The organism is Marinobacterium aestuarii, from assembly GCF_001651805.1.
Taxonomy (GTDB): Bacteria; Pseudomonadota; Gammaproteobacteria; order Pseudomonadales; family Balneatricaceae; genus Marinobacterium_A; species Marinobacterium_A aestuarii.
The window spans coordinates 1,073,420-1,087,932 of sequence record NZ_CP015839.1 but is presented as its reverse complement, the minus strand read 5'-3'; the positions used below and the strand labels follow the sequence as shown (position 1 = coordinate 1,087,932).

The 14,513-nt window shown below is 61.2% G+C and carries 15 protein-coding genes; 8 read left to right on the top strand and 7 right to left on the bottom strand.

Going from position 1 to position 14,513, the window contains the following annotated elements:
- Positions 1-24: 24 nt before the first annotated feature.
- A complete protein-coding gene (locus A8C75_RS04770) occupies positions 25-1,035 on the top strand; it encodes an AraC family transcriptional regulator (protein ID WP_067378863.1) in 1,011 nt (336 codons plus the stop codon).
- Between the two features lie 99 nt (positions 1,036-1,134).
- On the opposite strand, the gene A8C75_RS04765 is transcribed toward A8C75_RS04770, so the two are convergent.
- The 6 genes from A8C75_RS04765 to bioB form a co-directional block, all read right to left on the bottom strand.
- Complete coding sequence (locus A8C75_RS04765) at positions 1,135-1,395, bottom strand: hypothetical protein (protein WP_067378861.1); 261 nt, start codon at positions 1,393-1,395, stop codon at positions 1,135-1,137.
- Positions 1,396-1,497: 102 nt separating this feature from the next.
- Positions 1,498-2,196 (bottom strand): dethiobiotin synthase, encoded by a 699-nt coding sequence (gene bioD, locus A8C75_RS04760; protein WP_067378858.1) that lies wholly within the window; start codon positions 2,194-2,196, stop codon positions 1,498-1,500.
- Between the two features lie 42 nt (positions 2,197-2,238).
- A complete protein-coding gene (gene bioC, locus A8C75_RS04755) occupies positions 2,239-3,042 on the bottom strand; it encodes a malonyl-ACP O-methyltransferase BioC (RefSeq protein ID WP_067378855.1) in 804 nt (267 codons plus the stop codon).
- Positions 3,039-3,815 carry an alpha/beta fold hydrolase gene (locus A8C75_RS04750; RefSeq protein ID WP_067378852.1) on the bottom strand — a complete coding sequence of 259 codons (777 nt, stop codon included), beginning with the start codon at positions 3,813-3,815 and terminating at the stop codon, positions 3,039-3,041. The genes bioC and A8C75_RS04750 overlap by 4 nt, the downstream gene beginning before the upstream one ends.
- On the bottom strand, positions 3,812-5,026 hold the full coding sequence (gene bioF / locus A8C75_RS04745; protein WP_067378849.1) for an 8-amino-7-oxononanoate synthase: 1,215 nt from the start codon (positions 5,024-5,026) through the stop codon (positions 3,812-3,814). The genes A8C75_RS04750 and bioF overlap by 4 nt, the downstream gene beginning before the upstream one ends.
- Positions 5,027-5,099: 73 nt before the next feature.
- Complete coding sequence (bioB, locus tag A8C75_RS04740) at positions 5,100-6,143, bottom strand: biotin synthase BioB (RefSeq protein WP_067378845.1); 1,044 nt, start codon at positions 6,141-6,143, stop codon at positions 5,100-5,102.
- 96 nt (positions 6,144-6,239) lie between these two features.
- On the opposite strand from bioB, the gene A8C75_RS04735 reads away from it, so the two are divergent.
- From A8C75_RS04735 to A8C75_RS04705, 7 genes are all read left to right on the top strand, one after another.
- Positions 6,240-6,947, top strand: a complete 708-nt coding sequence (locus tag A8C75_RS04735) for a ComF family protein (RefSeq protein ID WP_067378842.1) — start codon at positions 6,240-6,242, stop codon at positions 6,945-6,947.
- 107 nt (positions 6,948-7,054) lie between these two features.
- On the top strand, positions 7,055-8,698 hold the full coding sequence (locus A8C75_RS04730; RefSeq protein ID WP_067378839.1) for a Na/Pi cotransporter family protein: 1,644 nt from the start codon (positions 7,055-7,057) through the stop codon (positions 8,696-8,698).
- Between the two features lie 151 nt (positions 8,699-8,849).
- A complete protein-coding gene (locus A8C75_RS04725) occupies positions 8,850-9,596 on the top strand; it encodes a sulfite exporter TauE/SafE family protein (RefSeq protein ID WP_067378836.1) in 747 nt (248 codons plus the stop codon).
- 55 nt (positions 9,597-9,651) lie between these two features.
- Positions 9,652-10,365: a tRNA (N6-threonylcarbamoyladenosine(37)-N6)-methyltransferase TrmO gene (gene tsaA / locus A8C75_RS04720; protein WP_067378833.1), complete on the top strand. Its 714-nt coding sequence runs from the start codon at positions 9,652-9,654 to the stop codon at positions 10,363-10,365.
- A 102-nt stretch (positions 10,366-10,467) separates the two neighbouring features.
- Positions 10,468-11,760 (top strand): adenosylmethionine--8-amino-7-oxononanoate transaminase, encoded by a 1,293-nt coding sequence (gene bioA, locus A8C75_RS04715; RefSeq protein WP_193788188.1) that lies wholly within the window; start codon positions 10,468-10,470, stop codon positions 11,758-11,760.
- Positions 11,761-11,864: 104 nt separating this feature from the next.
- Positions 11,865-12,398 carry a glycine zipper 2TM domain-containing protein gene (locus A8C75_RS04710; RefSeq protein ID WP_067378830.1) on the top strand — a complete coding sequence of 178 codons (534 nt, stop codon included), beginning with the start codon at positions 11,865-11,867 and terminating at the stop codon, positions 12,396-12,398.
- 156 nt (positions 12,399-12,554) lie between these two features.
- Positions 12,555-12,986, top strand: coding sequence for an acyl-CoA thioesterase (locus A8C75_RS04705; RefSeq protein WP_067378827.1), 432 nt, complete (start codon positions 12,555-12,557; stop codon positions 12,984-12,986).
- Between the two features lie 64 nt (positions 12,987-13,050).
- Here the strand turns inward: A8C75_RS04705 and dnaB are convergent, their stop codons facing one another.
- The gene (gene dnaB / locus A8C75_RS04700; protein ID WP_067298870.1) at positions 13,051-14,448 is read right to left on the bottom strand and encodes a replicative DNA helicase; all 1,398 of its coding nucleotides are present in this window, start codon (positions 14,446-14,448) and stop codon (positions 13,051-13,053) included.
- Positions 14,449-14,513: the final 65 nt, after the last annotated feature.

Here is a 14,513-nt window from a genome sequence, read left to right as displayed (position 1 = left end):
GAACAATAAAAACGAGACCACGCCATGACGAGAACTACATTGTCGCCATTGCTGAGATCTGCCCTGCTGAATAACGCCCGCCAGTTGATTTTCTGCTCTCAGGATCTGGATGAGACCCGGGACCGGGTCGGTGCTGTCTTCAAGCCCCACCGCCTGCAGGCACTCGGCAAGACAAAGGCTATCGACTCGCGACTGCATCATGTCCCTATCCAACGGGTATCCCTGAACCGCCTCAGGTACGGCGCTGATGTGCAAATCGAACCCGAATGCCTGGAACAGTTTTTCCTGATCCAGATGCCGTTGCAGGGCGAGGGAGAAGTTCAATGTGACGGCGAGCGCGTCGATCTGGATCACAGACGGGGTGCTATCCTCAACCCCGCGCAAGCGCTGGTCATGCGCTACAGCCAGGGCTGTGATCAGTTAATGCTGCGTATCGAACGCGAGGCGCTGGAACAGGCCTGCAGTCGAATTATCGGCCGGCCGTTGCCCCGGCCTCTGGCATTCGAGAACACACTGGACTGGCAGCAGGACGCCAGCTGGATGAACATGCTGCTGTATCTGGTGCGGCTGCAAAAAGAATCGCCCGAAGGCCTGCAAGAACCCCTTATCGCCCAGCAGCTTGAACAGCTGATCATCAGTACTCTGCTCTGTGTACAGCCGAGCAATTATTCGGATGCACTGCGTCAGAATGATCGCCGTCTGGCACCACGACACGTCAAGCGAGTGGAAGAGCATATGGCAGAGCACGCCAGCGAGCCGATGGCTCCAGCGCAACTGGCGGAGCTGGCCGGCGTCAGCCTGAGAACGCTTTACGCCGGCTTTCGGGAATTTCGCAATCAAAGCCCCATGGAATATCTGCGCCAGATACGCCTGCAAAATGTGCGGCACGATTTACTGCACCACAGCCAGGCAAAAACGGTGACCGAGCTGGCCATGGGGTGGGGCTTTACGCATATGGGACGTTTTAGCCGGGACTATCGTTTGCTTTACGGCGAAAGCCCCAGCGAAACAAAACGCAGGACAGGCCGCTTGTGACACAGGGTCAGCGACCTGAGTGCAAGCAATTAAAAACGGAGAGTGAAAGAGACAGCGGCTGACTCATACAAGCAGGGGGTGCAGCGCCCGCCGCAGCGGTCAGGCGTGGGTATCGATAATGGCGCCGAGAACACCTTCAAGGTCGTTTGATTCTTTAACTGCGGATACCACCTGGGTGGTCGGGGCTTGGTGCCCGGACGATGCCGAGGTCTCAGCCACCTCATCGGGTGTGCGGCCGCTGGCCAGCTCCGCCTTGTCGGCCTTGCCGGAACCGATCATATCGCCGGCGACTTTCTGCACATTGTCGATGCCGCGATTCAAACCGAGCAAACCGGACTGCGGCGCTGATGTAACGTTCATATCGGTATCTCCCTGGCTATCTGCGCGGATTTTCCGGGGCGCAGACTACCGCCCCAGTATAGTGCGCACCTCGCTGCCGGGCCAGTACTGTACAAACTTTGTTCAGCCCCTGACGTCAGCCAGCAGCGCCGACAGATCCAGGCAGTCCGCCACCGCCTCAGGTGTCGGGTTCGCCAGATAAGGCACCTCCCCCAGCAGCGGCGCCTGAAACAGCCCGCGCAGTGTCGCCAGGTTGTCCTCATAACAGGCCATATGCGGGTCGATACGATTCGCCACCCAGCCCGCGATGCGCAGGCCATCACGCACTATGGCTTCGGCGCTCAGCAGCGCATGGTTGATGCAGCCCAGCTTCATGCCGATGACCAGAATGACCGGTGTTTCCAGCAGCTGCGGCACCCGCGACAGCATTTCCCGCCCGTTCAGCGGCACCCGCCAGCCGCCAGCCCCCTCGATCAACAGCAGATCAGCGCGCTGCATCATGCTGCCGCGACAGAGCGCCGCGATACGATCAGCCGACAGACTACGCCCAACCTGGGCGGCGGCAATATGGGGTGCCACGGCCGCCGCCAGGGTGATGGGATTGACCGAGTCATACCCCAGCTTGATCGAGGCGGCCTGCTGCAGCTTCAGCGCATCGTCATTGCGCAGCCCCTCGGGCGTTTCCTCCGAGCCCGCTGCGACCGGTTTGAGGCCGATGGTCTGCAAGCCCAGCCGGTTGGCGGCCTGCAATATGCCGGTGCTTACCAGGGTTTTGCCGGCATCGGTATCGGTGCCGGCGACAAAGAAATTATGCTTGGCCATGTATGTGTATTCCGTTAGGCCCGGGCAAGGCCCGGCAAGAGATCAGTCTTTTTGCAGCTGCAGATAATAAACCTGATAGGTCGCAGGAAGCAGGCCATCGGCGTCGCGGTGCTGCTCGTAGGCAGTCTTGAATGCCTGCACCCGCGCCTTGCCGGTAAGGCCTGCGGCCTGGCCCTGGTTCATGTTGTGCGCGCCTATACCCTTGAGTTCAGAGGTCAGCTGGCGCAGCTGGGTATAACGCAGCACGCGGTTTTCGGTGCAGCAATCCTGCAGACGCAGCCCTGCTGGCAGGCCTTCGAGCAGCTGTTCGCGGGGCATAAAGCGATTGACGTGCATGTCACCATCCACCCGCGCCCAGGCATCGCGCAGCTCGTGCAGGGTATCAGGCCCGAGCGTTGCCACCACAAAGCGCCCACCGGGACGCAGCACCCGTGCGATCTCGGCAAAGAGCCGCGCCGGCTGCTCACACCACTGAATCGCCAGGCTGGAAAAGATCAGATCCAGGCTGTCACTGGCCAGCGGCAGGGCTTCGGCATCGCCGCACACCCAAACGGCATGGGGGTCCGGCCTATGCTGGCGCGCATAGGCCAGCATGCCCTGGGCCAGATCCAGACTGACGAGCTGGCTGGAGGCAAAGCGCTGGCGCAGCAACGGCGTAAAATAGCCGGTGCCAGAGCCCAGATCCAGCACTCTCCCGGGTTCTGCCTCAGAGCCGCCTGGGGGCAACAGCTCCAGCAGCTGATGACCGATCTGGCGCTGCAGTTCGGCCGCAGCGTCGTAGGTCAGGGCCGCACGGCTGAACGAGTCCGCGATACGGTGCTTGTCGAGCAACGCAGCCGCATTCACAGCTGGGCTCCGACAAACGCTATCAGGTCTTCGACAAAGCGCGCCCGGTGAGAATAGAACGGCAGATGTCCGGCACCCGGATAAAGGCGCACCTGGGCCCGCGGTTGTAGTTGCTGCAAGGGCACCTCGATACTGGCCGGCACCAGCTGGTCATCCCCCCCCAGAATATGCAGCGCGGGCTGTGTCAGAGCGCCCAGGGTGCGGCGATAGTCGCCGGCCAGCAACTGCAGAGTATCGCCAGGGGCTGCCGGCTCCGACTCTGCCAGCAGCGCCTTGAGCGCCCGCAAAGTGTCCCGCGCGCCCTCTCCACGACTTTGCAACAGGGCAAAGCTTGCCAGGGTACGGGCTGGGTCGCTCTCCAAGGCGCGGACAAAACCGTCGAAAGTGTCTGGCGCCATGCCACAGGGCCAGTCGTGCTGTGCCACAAAGCAGGGATTGGAAGCCACGGTCACCAGGCCGCGTACCCGCTCCGGCGCCTGACGCGCCGCCTCCGCCGCCACCAGCCCACCCAGAGACCAGCCCAGCCAGATGGCGCTTTCAGGCCGCCGTTGTTGCACCGCCTGCAACACCTCGGCGGCAAGCGTCTGCACACTACAGGGTCCCGCCAGTGCAGGCGAACGCCCAAGGCCCGGCAGATCCACCTGTACTGTATCGAAATGCTGCTGCAGCGCTGGCAGCACCGGCTGCCAGACACCGCTGTGCAGACCCCAGCCATGCAGCAACACCAGCAGGGGCCGCCCGCTTCGAGGGCTGAATTCGATATGCAGACTCATCCCGGGAGGGCTCCGTGCGCCTGCGTACTTGTCACCTGCGCTCCAATCACCTGTGCACCTATCACTTGTCCGAGCGCCTCAAGCAGCTCATCGACCTGGGCTTCGGTGTGACTGGCGCTGAGAGTGACGCGCAGGCGAGCACTGCCCACCGGTACCGTGGGCGGGCGTATGGCGCCGACAAAGATGCCCCGCGCCTCTAGTCCTGCGCTGATGGCCATGGCCGCATCGGCCTCGCCGATCAGAATGGGCTGGATAGGTGTGGGGGATGCCATCAGGTTAAGGCCCAGCTGCTCACAACCAGTGCGAAAGCGTGCAATAAGCGCGTTCAGATGCTCACGGCGCCAGTCTTCGGCCTCCAGCAGGCGCAGGCTCGCAAGGGAAGCACAGGCCACCGCAGGCGGCATGCTGGTGGTGTAGATATAGGTACGGGCAAACTGGATCAGGGTTTCGATCAAAGCGCTGGAGCCGGCCACGAAGGCGCCGGAGGTGCCGAACGCCTTGCCCAGGGTGCCGACCAGTACCGGCACCTCGTCCTGGCCCAGGTCAAAGTGATCGGCAATGCCTCGGCCGCCACGCCCGATGCAGCCAAAACCATGGGCATCGTCCACCATCAGCCAGCCGTTCTCTGCCCTGGCAGCAGATGCCAGCGCCGGCAGCGGCGCCAGATCGCCATCCATGCTGAAGACGCCATCGGTCACCACCAGCTTGCGTCGACCGGTGGTTTTAGCCAGGCGCTGCTCAAGACTGGCAACATCATTGTGCAGATAACGCTGAAAACGGGCGCCGCTCAGCAGGCCTGCATCGAGCAGGGAGGCGTGGTTTAAACGGTCCTGAAAGATCGCATCGGCTTTGCCCAGCAGGCCATTGATGGCGCCAAGGTTGGCCATGTAGCCGGTGGAGAACAGCAGCACCCGCTCGCGACCGGTGAATTCGGCCAGGGCTTCTTCCAGTGCATGGTGAGCACGGCCGTGGCCGTTCACCAGATGGGAGGCACCACCGCCAACGCCGTAGCGATCGGCGCCCTGCTGCAGCGCGCGCACCACCTCGGGATGGTTGGCCAGGCCCAGGTAGTCGTTGGAACAGAACGCCAGATAGCGCTTGCCATCGACCTGCACCTCGGGCCCCTGGGCGCTGTCGAGCACGCGGCGGCGGCGGTACAGGGCATCACGTTCACGCTGATCCAGCTCGGCCTGCAACTGATCAAAGGACATGGGTCACTCCAGCTATGGCCCCCAGCCGCGCCTGTATGTTCAGCGCGCGACTGGGGTCAGAGGCACAAGAAAATCAGGCGGGGTAGAAGCGCGGACTGTCCTGATTGGTCTGCACCTGCTGCATCAGCTGTTCCTGCTGCGTCTCGTCGGACTCGGAAATCCGCTGCTCGGGATTGATGCCCAGGCGCTTGAACAGCTGCAGATCGCTATTGGTATCCGGGTTCGGTGTGGTCAGCAGGCATTCGCCGTAAAAGATCGAGTTGGCGCCAGCAAAGAAGGTCATGGCCTGCATTTCGTCGCTCATGCTCTCACGCCCGGCGGACAGGCGCACATGGGACTCGGGCATCATGATGCGGGCGACCGCGATGGTGCGAATAAAATCGAGGCGGTCCAGATCCTTGGCGTTTTCCAGCGGCGTTCCCTTGACCTTGACCAGCATGTTGATGGGCACGGACTCGGGGTGATGCGGCAAATTCGCCAGCTGACTCAGCAGGCCGATACGGTCGGTGGCGGACTCACCCAGCCCCAGGATACCGCCGCTGCACACCTTCATGCCGGATTCGCGCACATGGTGCAGCGTATCCAGGCGATCCTGATAGGTGCGGGTAGTAATAATCTTGTCGTAATACTCGGGCGAGGTATCGAGGTTGTGATTGTAGTAATCCAGCCCCGCCTCAGCCAGGCGCTCGGCCTTGTCTTCATTCAGCATGCCCAGGGTCATGCAGGTTTCAAGGCCCAGTTTCTTGACCTCGCGCACCATCTCGGTCACATAGGGCATGTCCTTTTCAGCCGGGTGCTTCCAGGCAGCCCCCATGCAGAAACGGGTGGAGCCGGCCGCCTTGGCGGCGCGGGCCTTCTCCAGCACCTTGTCGACCTGCATCAGACGTTCTTTTTCGAGTCCGGTGTTGTAATGGCCGCTTTGCGGGCAATACTTGCAGTCTTCCGGACAGGCGCCGGTCTTGATCGACAACAGGGTGCTGACCTGCACTTCGTTGGGGTTGAAGTGCTGACGATGCACCGTCTGGGCCTGAAACAGAAGATCATTGAACGGCAGTTCGAACAGTGCGCGAACTTCCTGCTGGGTCCAGTCGTGACGAACAGCGGCCTTGGCTTGCATCTTGGCGAATCCCTATCAAAAATTCTGTCAGGCGCAACCGGGCGCCACGTGAAGTCTAGGCAGCCATAATAAACCGACAGAAGGATCTGTCAACCAATGCATAAACTACTGGTAAACCTTAGGTTGTTTTTTAGTCAATCATGCAACCTGTGCTTGCAGCATCCACAGGCCCGCGCCGGCCTCTGCCATCGCTGTCTTGCAGACATGCCCCGCATTGCGCCCGCCTGTCAGCGTTGCGCCCTGCCCCTTGAAGGCAGCGACGGCCTGATCTGCGGCCGCTGTCAGAAGCGACCACCCCCCTTTGACCGTACCTTCGCTGCCTTCGCCTATCGCTTCCCCCTCAACCAGCTGATACCCCTGATCAAGTACCAGGGCCAGACCGGACAGCTGGGCTGGCTGGCCGACGGCCTCGCCGACCACCTGCAACACTGCGACGGTGAACTGCCACAGGTGTTGATACCTATCCCCCTGGCGCCATCAAGGCTGCGCCGGCGCGGCTACAATCAGGCTGCCTTGCTGGCCGGGCGCCTGGGCAGGGATCTCGGAATACCGATTGATCTGCGCAGCCTGGCCAAACCCAAGGAAACCGCGCACCAGATGGAACTCAAGGGCGAGGCCCGGCGGCACAACCTCAGGGGCGCCTTCAGCTGGAGTGGCCCGGCCTATGATCATGTTGCCCTGATCGACGATGTCATGACCACCGGCACCACTGTGAGTGAAATCAGCCGACTGCTGAAAAAAGCAGGTGTGCGCCGGGTGGATATCTGGGTGCTGGCCCGCACACCCTCACCGGGCGATCACTGAAGATTCAACAATCGGTTTGAAGCAAACACCAAAGCACGCCTACGCTTTAATGTACCTCGGGCGCCTGATTGGAAGACACCGAGCCTCAGTCAGTAAGGAGGCTATACATGCAATTCACCCTGTTTGGAGACCTTGTCGGCGGTATCGGATTATTCCTGCTGGGCATGCACCTCATGACCCAGGGGCTGCGCAAGGCAGCAGGCTCGTCACTCAAGCAGATTCTGCGCACCGCCACCCGCTCACGTCTGCGCGGACTCGTTTCCGGCACTCTGATCACCGCCATGGTGCAATCTTCCGGCGTCGTGACCATCGCCACCATCGGCTTCGTCAACGCCGGTCTGCTCACCCTGGCCCAGTCGGTATCGGTCATCTACGGCTGTAATATCGGCACTACCATGGTCGGCTGGCTGATTGCCCTGATCGGCTTCAAGATCAAGATCAGCGCCCTGGCCCTGCCACTCATCGGCGGCGGCATGCTGCTGCATCTGGCCGGACGCGGCCGCCTGGCCCATATCGGCTTTGCCCTGGCGGGCTTTGGGGTCTTCTTTATCGGACTGGATTTTCTCAAGGGCGCCTTTGCCGGCATCGAGCAGCATCTGGACCTGTCGGCCTTTGGCAGCAGCGGCCTGAGCCTGATGCTGTTTGTCGCCGCAGGCTTCGCGCTTACCCTGCTGATGCAGTCCTCCGCCGCCGCCCTGGCCATCACCCTGTCCCTCACCGCATCCGGCGCCATCCCGCTGGCCGCCGCCGCCGCCATGGTGATCGGCGCCAACGTCGGCACCACCTCCACCTCTATCATTGCGGTACTCGGCGCCACCTCCAACGCCAAGCGCATCGCCGCCGCCCATGTCCTGTTCAACCTGATCACCGGCCTTGTCGGGCTAGGGCTGCTGCTGCTGCTAGCCCCCTGGGTTAACCACATTGATGCCGCCCGCTTTGATCTGGTGCTGTTGCTGGCGCTGTTCCACTCACTGTTCAACCTCGCAGGCGTGGCCCTTCTCTGGCCCCTGACCGACCGCCTGGTGGCAATTCTGGAACAGCGTTTTCGCAGCCAGGAGGAAGACGAGGGCCGCCCGCGCTATCTGGACGAAACCCTGGTACAGATGCCATCCCTGGCCATCGAAGCCATGGCCAAGGAGATGACACGCCTGGACCAGATCTGTTCGCGCATGGCGCGCGAGGCCATCAGCTCCAGTAATGGCGATACCAGCCACCTGCGCGCCCAGCAGCTGGGGGTGGATCAGCTGGCCGGCAAGATCGGTGCTTTCTGCCAGCGCATTGCCGAAAACGATATCAGCAGCGAAGTCAGTGGCATTCTGCCGACAGCACTGCGGCTGGTGCGCTACCTCAACGAAGTCAGCCGCCTGTCGTGCCTGCTGCCAGGTTACTATGATCGCTTTGAGGTCATCGCCGACGAAGCAACAAGGCGCGACGTGCACCAGTATCAAAAGGCCAGCATCGCGCTGATTGATGCCTGCGAAATCGACGACAGCGTTGATCGCGGTGCCGACAGCGCACATCTGCTGCTGCACCAGCTGGAGCGTCAGTATCAGAGCCTCAAGACATCCATCCTGCTGGCCACCACCGAACGGCGCCTGTCGCCGGAAGATACCGTTCAGCTGCTGGATGCCCTGAGTCACATCCATCGCCTGGCCGAACAGGCCGAGAAGGTATCCCGTTACTGGAGCGGTATCACACCGCTGCAACATCGTGATGCGGCGCACATCGCAGCGGCTTCGCCACAGCACTGAGCTGAATGGCCCCGCAGGATGCACTGCCCAGGAAAGATATGCGGCCCGAGGCAACTTCAGGAGTTCGGCAGCCTGCCTTGGTACCTTTACAAGGCCCGGCGTCCGGCCTTAGGATAAGCGCCCGCCCAGCCTCGAACGGACTCGCCTGCCCATGATTCAGGATCCCTTTTTCTATCTGGTCGCCATCCCGGCGGTGCTGATTGTCGGTATATCCAAAGGCGGCCTGGGCGGAGGTCTTGGCCTGATCGCAGTGCCCCTGCTGGCCCTCGCCGTACCACCCACCACCGCCGCCGCCATCATGTTGCCGATCCTCTGCCTGATGGACCTGGTGGGGTTGTGGAAATTCCGTGGCAAGGGGGATGCCCGCTGCCTGAAAACCCTGCTGCCGGCGGCGCTGGTTGGCATAGTGCTGGGAGCACTGAGCTTTCGCTACCTCACCGATGATCACATCCGCCTGATCGTCGGCACCATTGCCATCAGCTTTACGCTCAACTATTACCTGCGCAAAAGCAGCCAGCAGCCGCGGCAACAGAACCTGGCCCGTGGCAGCTTCTGGGGAGCATTGTCGGGTTTCACCAGTTTCAGTGTGCATGCCGGCGGCGCCCCGCTGAATATCTACCTGCTGCCCCTGCGGCTGGAAAAGCAGGCCTATATCGGCACCACCATCGTTTTCTTCGCCGCCGTCAACTACATCAAGCTGATCCCCTACGGCATGCTTGGCCAGTTCAATACCGACCTGCTGACCACCTCCGCCGTGCTGGCAGTGCTCGCGCCCGTGGGGGTACTGACCGGCGCCTGGCTGCAGCACCGCATCAACGAAGGTGTTTTTTACCATCTGTGTTATGGCTTTCTGATGCTGGCCGGCATCAAGCTGTTTTACGATGTGTTCAGTCACTGATGCCAAAAGGCGAGCCTGTTATACTGCCGAGCTTTAATGCCTTGAATGACGACTGATGCAGCCCATTGAATTTCAGCCCATCGGACTTATCCACAGCGGCTACAAGGAAAAGTTCGGTATTCCGCGCCAGCCAGGCCTGGTGCACTCCGTCGGTGCCACCCTGGAACTCCTGCCGCCCTATGGCAACCGCGAATCGGTCCGCGGACTCGAAATGGCCAGTCATATCTGGCTGCTGTTCCTGTTCAGCGAATGCGTCGACAAGGGCTGGAGCCCAACGGTGCGCCCACCGCGTCTGGGGGGCAATCAGCGCATCGGCGTTTTCGCCACCCGCTCCCCCTTCAGGCCCAATCCCGTCGGTCTCTCTCCGGTACGGCTGGACGGCATCCGCTTTGAAGGCGATCGCGTGCTGCTCTATATCAGCGGTGCCGACCTGCTGGATCAGACCCCGGTGTTCGATATCAAGCCCTACCTGCCCTACTCGGACCGTATCGACAGCGCCACCTTCGAGCTGGCCGGGCGCATCGAGCTGCTGGATCTGCCGGTGCATTTCAGCGAGCAAGCGGAGCACTTCTGCAGTGATTACGAACGCCGCCGCCAAGAACCGCTGCGCCAGCAGATCGAAGACCTGCTGCGCTGCGACCCGCGCCCGGCCTATCAGAAAAAGCAGGCCGAGCGCATCTACGGCATTCGTCTGCATGATCTGAATGTCCGCTGGAGCATCGATCAGGACAAGATCCGGGTTCTGGAGATCCGGCCCCACGCCGACTGACGCTCAGCCACCACAGACAGAGCCGCAGGGCCAGATCGGTGCTTGCGCCCGGGTGCGTTGCTCGCTTTAATAGCGCTCATTATTTATCCACAGGGAGTTTTCATGCCCAGCCCAGAGATTACATCTGAACAGATAGCATTCGATCAGCAGCACATCTGGCATCCCTACTCGTCGATGATCAACCCGCCACCGGCCTACCCGGTGGTGGCCGCCAAAGGTGTGCGACTGGAGCTGGCCGATGGCCGCCAGCTGATCGACGGCATGGCGTCCTGGTGGTCGGTCATTCACGGCTATGGCCACCCGGAGCTTAATGCCGCGGCCCATGCCCAGATTGATCGCATGAGCCATGTCATGTTCGGCGGCATCACCCATGAGCCTGCCATCGAACTGGCCCGACGCCTGGTAGAGATGACCCCGGAGGGGCTCGACAAGGTATTTATCGCCGACTCAGGTTCGGTGGCGGTGGAAGTGGCGATCAAGATGGCGATTCAGTACTGGCACGCCAAGGGCCTGCCGGCCAAGCACCGCCTGCTGACCATTCGCAGCGGCTATCACGGCGACACCTTTGGTGCCATGTCGGTGTGTGACCCGGTCGGCGGCATGCATGAAATCTTTACCGGTGTACTGCCGCAGCAGTTCTTCGCCCCGCGCCCCGAAATCCCCTTCGGCGGCGACTGGGACGAGGCCGACATCAGCGCGCTGGAACGCCTGCTGGCCAAAGAGCACGCGCACATTGCCGCCCTGATCCTGGAACCCATAGTCCAGGGTGCCGGCGGCATGCGCTTCTATCATCCCGGGTACCTCAAGCGCGCCCGCGCACTCTGTGACGAGTACCAGGTGCTGCTGATTGCCGATGAAGTCGCCACCGGCTTTGGCCGCACCGGCAAGCTGTTTGCCTGCGAGCACGCCGGCATTACCCCCGACATTCTCTGCGTCGGCAAGGCCCTGACTGGCGGTTACATGACCCTGGCGGCCACCCTGACGCGCAGCGATATAGGCGAAACCATCTCCGCAGGCGGCGCCGGCTGCTTTATGCATGGCCCGACCTTTATGGCCAACCCCCTGGCCTGCGCCGTCGCGGCCACCAGCCTGCGACTGCTGCAGGAGGGAGACTGGGCCGGCAATGTCGCCCGTATCGAGCGCGGCCTCAAGACCGGTCTTGCCCCCGCCGCCGAACTGGCAGGCGTGGCCGAGGTGCGTTGTCTGGGCGCCATAGGTGTGGTGGAGATGAAAGCCCCGGTGAACACCGTGGCCATCCAGAAGGAGTTCGTCGCCGAGGGCATCTGGATCAGGCCCTTTGGCAAGCTGGTCTATGTGATGCCCCCGTATGTCATGAACAATGAGGACCTGGCAAGCCTGACCAGCGCCATGGTGCGGGTACTGTCCCGCGCCTGACCCGGCCGTTCAACTCAGGTACAGGCACTTTGGACTATGCTGTGTAGTCAAAGATATTCAGACCGCAGAGGTAGCCCGACAACCTTTGCCCGGGAGATACAAAGATGAACAAATCGATGCTCGTAGGTACAGTGCTCGGCGCCGTCCTCGTCACCGCCGGTGGCGGCTTCGCCGGATATCAGATGATGAACTCGGCTCCCGCCGAAGCCGAGGTGCTCAAGGTCACTGAAGCCTACAAGACCACCAAGGTGCCACGGGAAGTCTGCGAAGACCGCGTTGTCACCCGCCAGGCACCGGTGAAGGATGAAAACCGCGTTGCTGGCTCCGTCGTCGGTGCCGTCGTCGGCGGTCTGCTGGGCAAGCAGGTTGGCGGTGGTAACGGCAAGAAGCTGGCGACCATCGCTGGCGTCGCCGCCGGGGGTTATGCCGGCAATCAGGTACAGAAGAACCTGCAGGAAAAAGACACCTACAGCACCACCGAACGGGTCTGCAACACCGTAACCGACAGCCGCAAGGACCTGATTGGCTACGATGTCGAATACCGCATCGGCGAACAGGTGGCCTCGGTGCGCATGGATCACAACCCCGGCAACAGCATCCCGCTCAAGGATGGCCAGCTGGTGCTGAACGCCCAGTAAGACCACAGCATATCGCGTACACAGGGGCCCTTCGTCGGCCCCTTTTCTGTGTTTGGCGACAGGCTGCGGCGCTCGCCTGCAGCTTGCACCTCAGGCTCGACCCAAGCGCCTGTTTTCATTATGCTTTAATGACATGGGTCTGCAGCGGAAACAGCAATGCCACGTATCAAGATTGAGATGCCAGAGCACTTTACCTTTACCACCGAAATGCCGGTACGCATCAGCGATATCAATTACGGCGGACACCTGAGCAACGACTCCATCGTTTCCCTGATTCACGAAGCCCGGGTGCGCTTTCTGGCACAGTACAACTATGGTGAACTGAACGTCGAGGGGGTGGGCATGATCATGACCGACTCGGCGGTGATCTATAAGGCAGAGGGCTTTCACGGTGACGTGCTGCAGATCGATGTCTGCATCAGCGACTTCAACAAGTACGGCTGTGATTTCTATTATCTGCTGAGCAACAAGCAAACCGCGGTGGAGGTGGCCCACGCCAAAACCGGTATGGTGTTTTTCGACTACGAAGAACGCAAGGTCACGGCCGTGCCGCAGAAATTCCGCGACCGCATGCAGAAAACCACCTGACCCCAGATACGGAAACAGCCCTGGTCAGGGCTGTTAACAGAGGCAGACGCTTTAACAACCGGCATCAGCCGCCGTCAAAGCCGCCGTATTCTTCGTAGTGCTGCGGCGCCAGATTCTCGAAGCGGGTGTACTTGCCGATAAAGGCCAGTCGCGCGGTGCCGATGGGACCGTTTCGCTGCTTGCCGATAATGATTTCGGCGATCCCCTTCTGCTCGCTGTCCTCGTTGTAGACCTCATCACGGTAGATAAACATGATGACGTCGGCATCCTGCTCGATGGCGCCGGATTCACGCAGGTCGGAGTTCACCGGGCGCTTGTTGGGGCGCTGCTCCAGCGCTCGGTTAAGCTGCGACAGCGCCACCACCGGGCACTCCATTTCCTTGGCCAGGGACTTGAGGGAACGGGATATCTCGGAGATTTCTGCCGTGCGGCTTTCCATCTTGGTGCCCTTGATCTGCATCAGCTGCAGATAGTCGATCATGATCAGGGCCAGATCGCCGTGTTCGCGCTTGATACGCCGCGCCCGGGAACGCATTTCATTGGGGCTTATACCGGCCGTGTCGTCGATATAGAGCGGCTTGTCCCGCAGCATATTGACCGCCGTGGTGAGACGCGGCCAGTCTTCCTCTTCCAGCTGACCGGTACGCACCTTGGTCTGGTTAATGCGACCAAGGGATGACAGCATACGTGTCACCAGCTGGTCGGCGGGCATTTCCAGGCTGAACACCAGCACCGGACGGCCACTGAGCATCAGGGCATTTTCCACCAGGTTCATGGCGAAGGTGGTTTTACCCATGGACGGACGCGCCGCAATGATAATCAGATCCGATGGTTGCAGACCCGTGGTGCTCTCGTCCAGATCATCAAAGCCGGTGGACACCCCGGTCATGGCCTCGGCATTGTTGAACAGCATGTCGATGCGCTCAACGGCCTTTTTCAGCAGCGGATTAACCGGCTCAGGGCCACCCTGGTTCGGCCGGCTCTCGGCGATCTGAAAGATCTTGCGCTCGGCATCGTTGAGCAGATCCTCCGGCAGCATCCCCTCGGGATTGAAGGCACTGTCGGAAATTTCCTGGGACACCGAGATCATCTGGCGCAGCAGGGCGCGGTCACGCACGATCTCGGAATAGGCGCGAATGTTCGAGGCACTAGGCGTGTTGCGCGCCAGCGTCACCAGATACTCCAGCCCGCCACCGGCTTCAAGTTCACCGACCCGGTCGAGCTCTTCCTGCACCGTCACCACATCGACCGGCTGACTGGCATTGATCAGCCTGTCCATGGAGCGGAAAATCAGACGATGATCCCGACGGTAGAACAGATCTTCGGTCAGTATCTCGGACACGGTATCCCAGGTGCTGTTGTCCAGCATCAGCCCGCCGAGTACCGACTGCTCCGCCTCTATGGAGTGCGGTGGCAGCTTGATACTGGCCAGATCATCATCATGCAGTTCTGAAAAGTCCATCGTATAACCTACAAGCCGAAAACAGGGGTCTATCTATCGCTGAGCCGTGCCTCTATACCCACTCC

Bases quoted from the DNA above. Each gene is read 5' to 3' on its own strand.
- bioB (WP_067378845.1), bottom strand. From the start codon at position 6,143: ATGCAAGCCAAGGCCGCTGTTCGTCACGACTGGACCCAGCAGGAAGTT.
- A8C75_RS04725 (WP_067378836.1), top strand. From the start codon at position 8,850: ATGATTCAGGATCCCTTTTTCTATCTGGTCGCCATCCCGGCGGTGCTG.
- A8C75_RS04770 (WP_067378863.1), top strand. From the start codon at position 25: ATGACGAGAACTACATTGTCGCCATTGCTGAGATCTGCCCTGCTGAAT.
- A8C75_RS04730 (WP_067378839.1), top strand. From the start codon at position 7,055: ATGCAATTCACCCTGTTTGGAGACCTTGTCGGCGGTATCGGATTATTC.
- A8C75_RS04710 (WP_067378830.1), top strand. From the start codon at position 11,865: ATGAACAAATCGATGCTCGTAGGTACAGTGCTCGGCGCCGTCCTCGTC.
- bioF (WP_067378849.1), bottom strand. From the start codon at position 5,026: ATGTCCTTTGATCAGTTGCAGGCCGAGCTGGATCAGCGTGAACGTGAT.
- bioD (WP_067378858.1), bottom strand. From the start codon at position 2,196: ATGGCCAAGCATAATTTCTTTGTCGCCGGCACCGATACCGATGCCGGC.
- dnaB (WP_067298870.1), bottom strand. From the start codon at position 14,448: ATGGACTTTTCAGAACTGCATGATGATGATCTGGCCAGTATCAAGCTG.
- A8C75_RS04750 (WP_067378852.1), bottom strand. From the start codon at position 3,815: ATGAGTCTGCATATCGAATTCAGCCCTCGAAGCGGGCGGCCCCTGCTG.
- bioA (WP_193788188.1), top strand. From the start codon at position 10,468: ATGCCCAGCCCAGAGATTACATCTGAACAGATAGCATTCGATCAGCAG.
- tsaA (WP_067378833.1), top strand. From the start codon at position 9,652: ATGCAGCCCATTGAATTTCAGCCCATCGGACTTATCCACAGCGGCTAC.
- A8C75_RS04735 (WP_067378842.1), top strand. From the start codon at position 6,240: ATGCATAAACTACTGGTAAACCTTAGGTTGTTTTTTAGTCAATCATGC.
- A8C75_RS04705 (WP_067378827.1), top strand. From the start codon at position 12,555: ATGCCACGTATCAAGATTGAGATGCCAGAGCACTTTACCTTTACCACC.
- A8C75_RS04765 (WP_067378861.1), bottom strand. From the start codon at position 1,395: ATGAACGTTACATCAGCGCCGCAGTCCGGTTTGCTCGGTTTGAATCGC.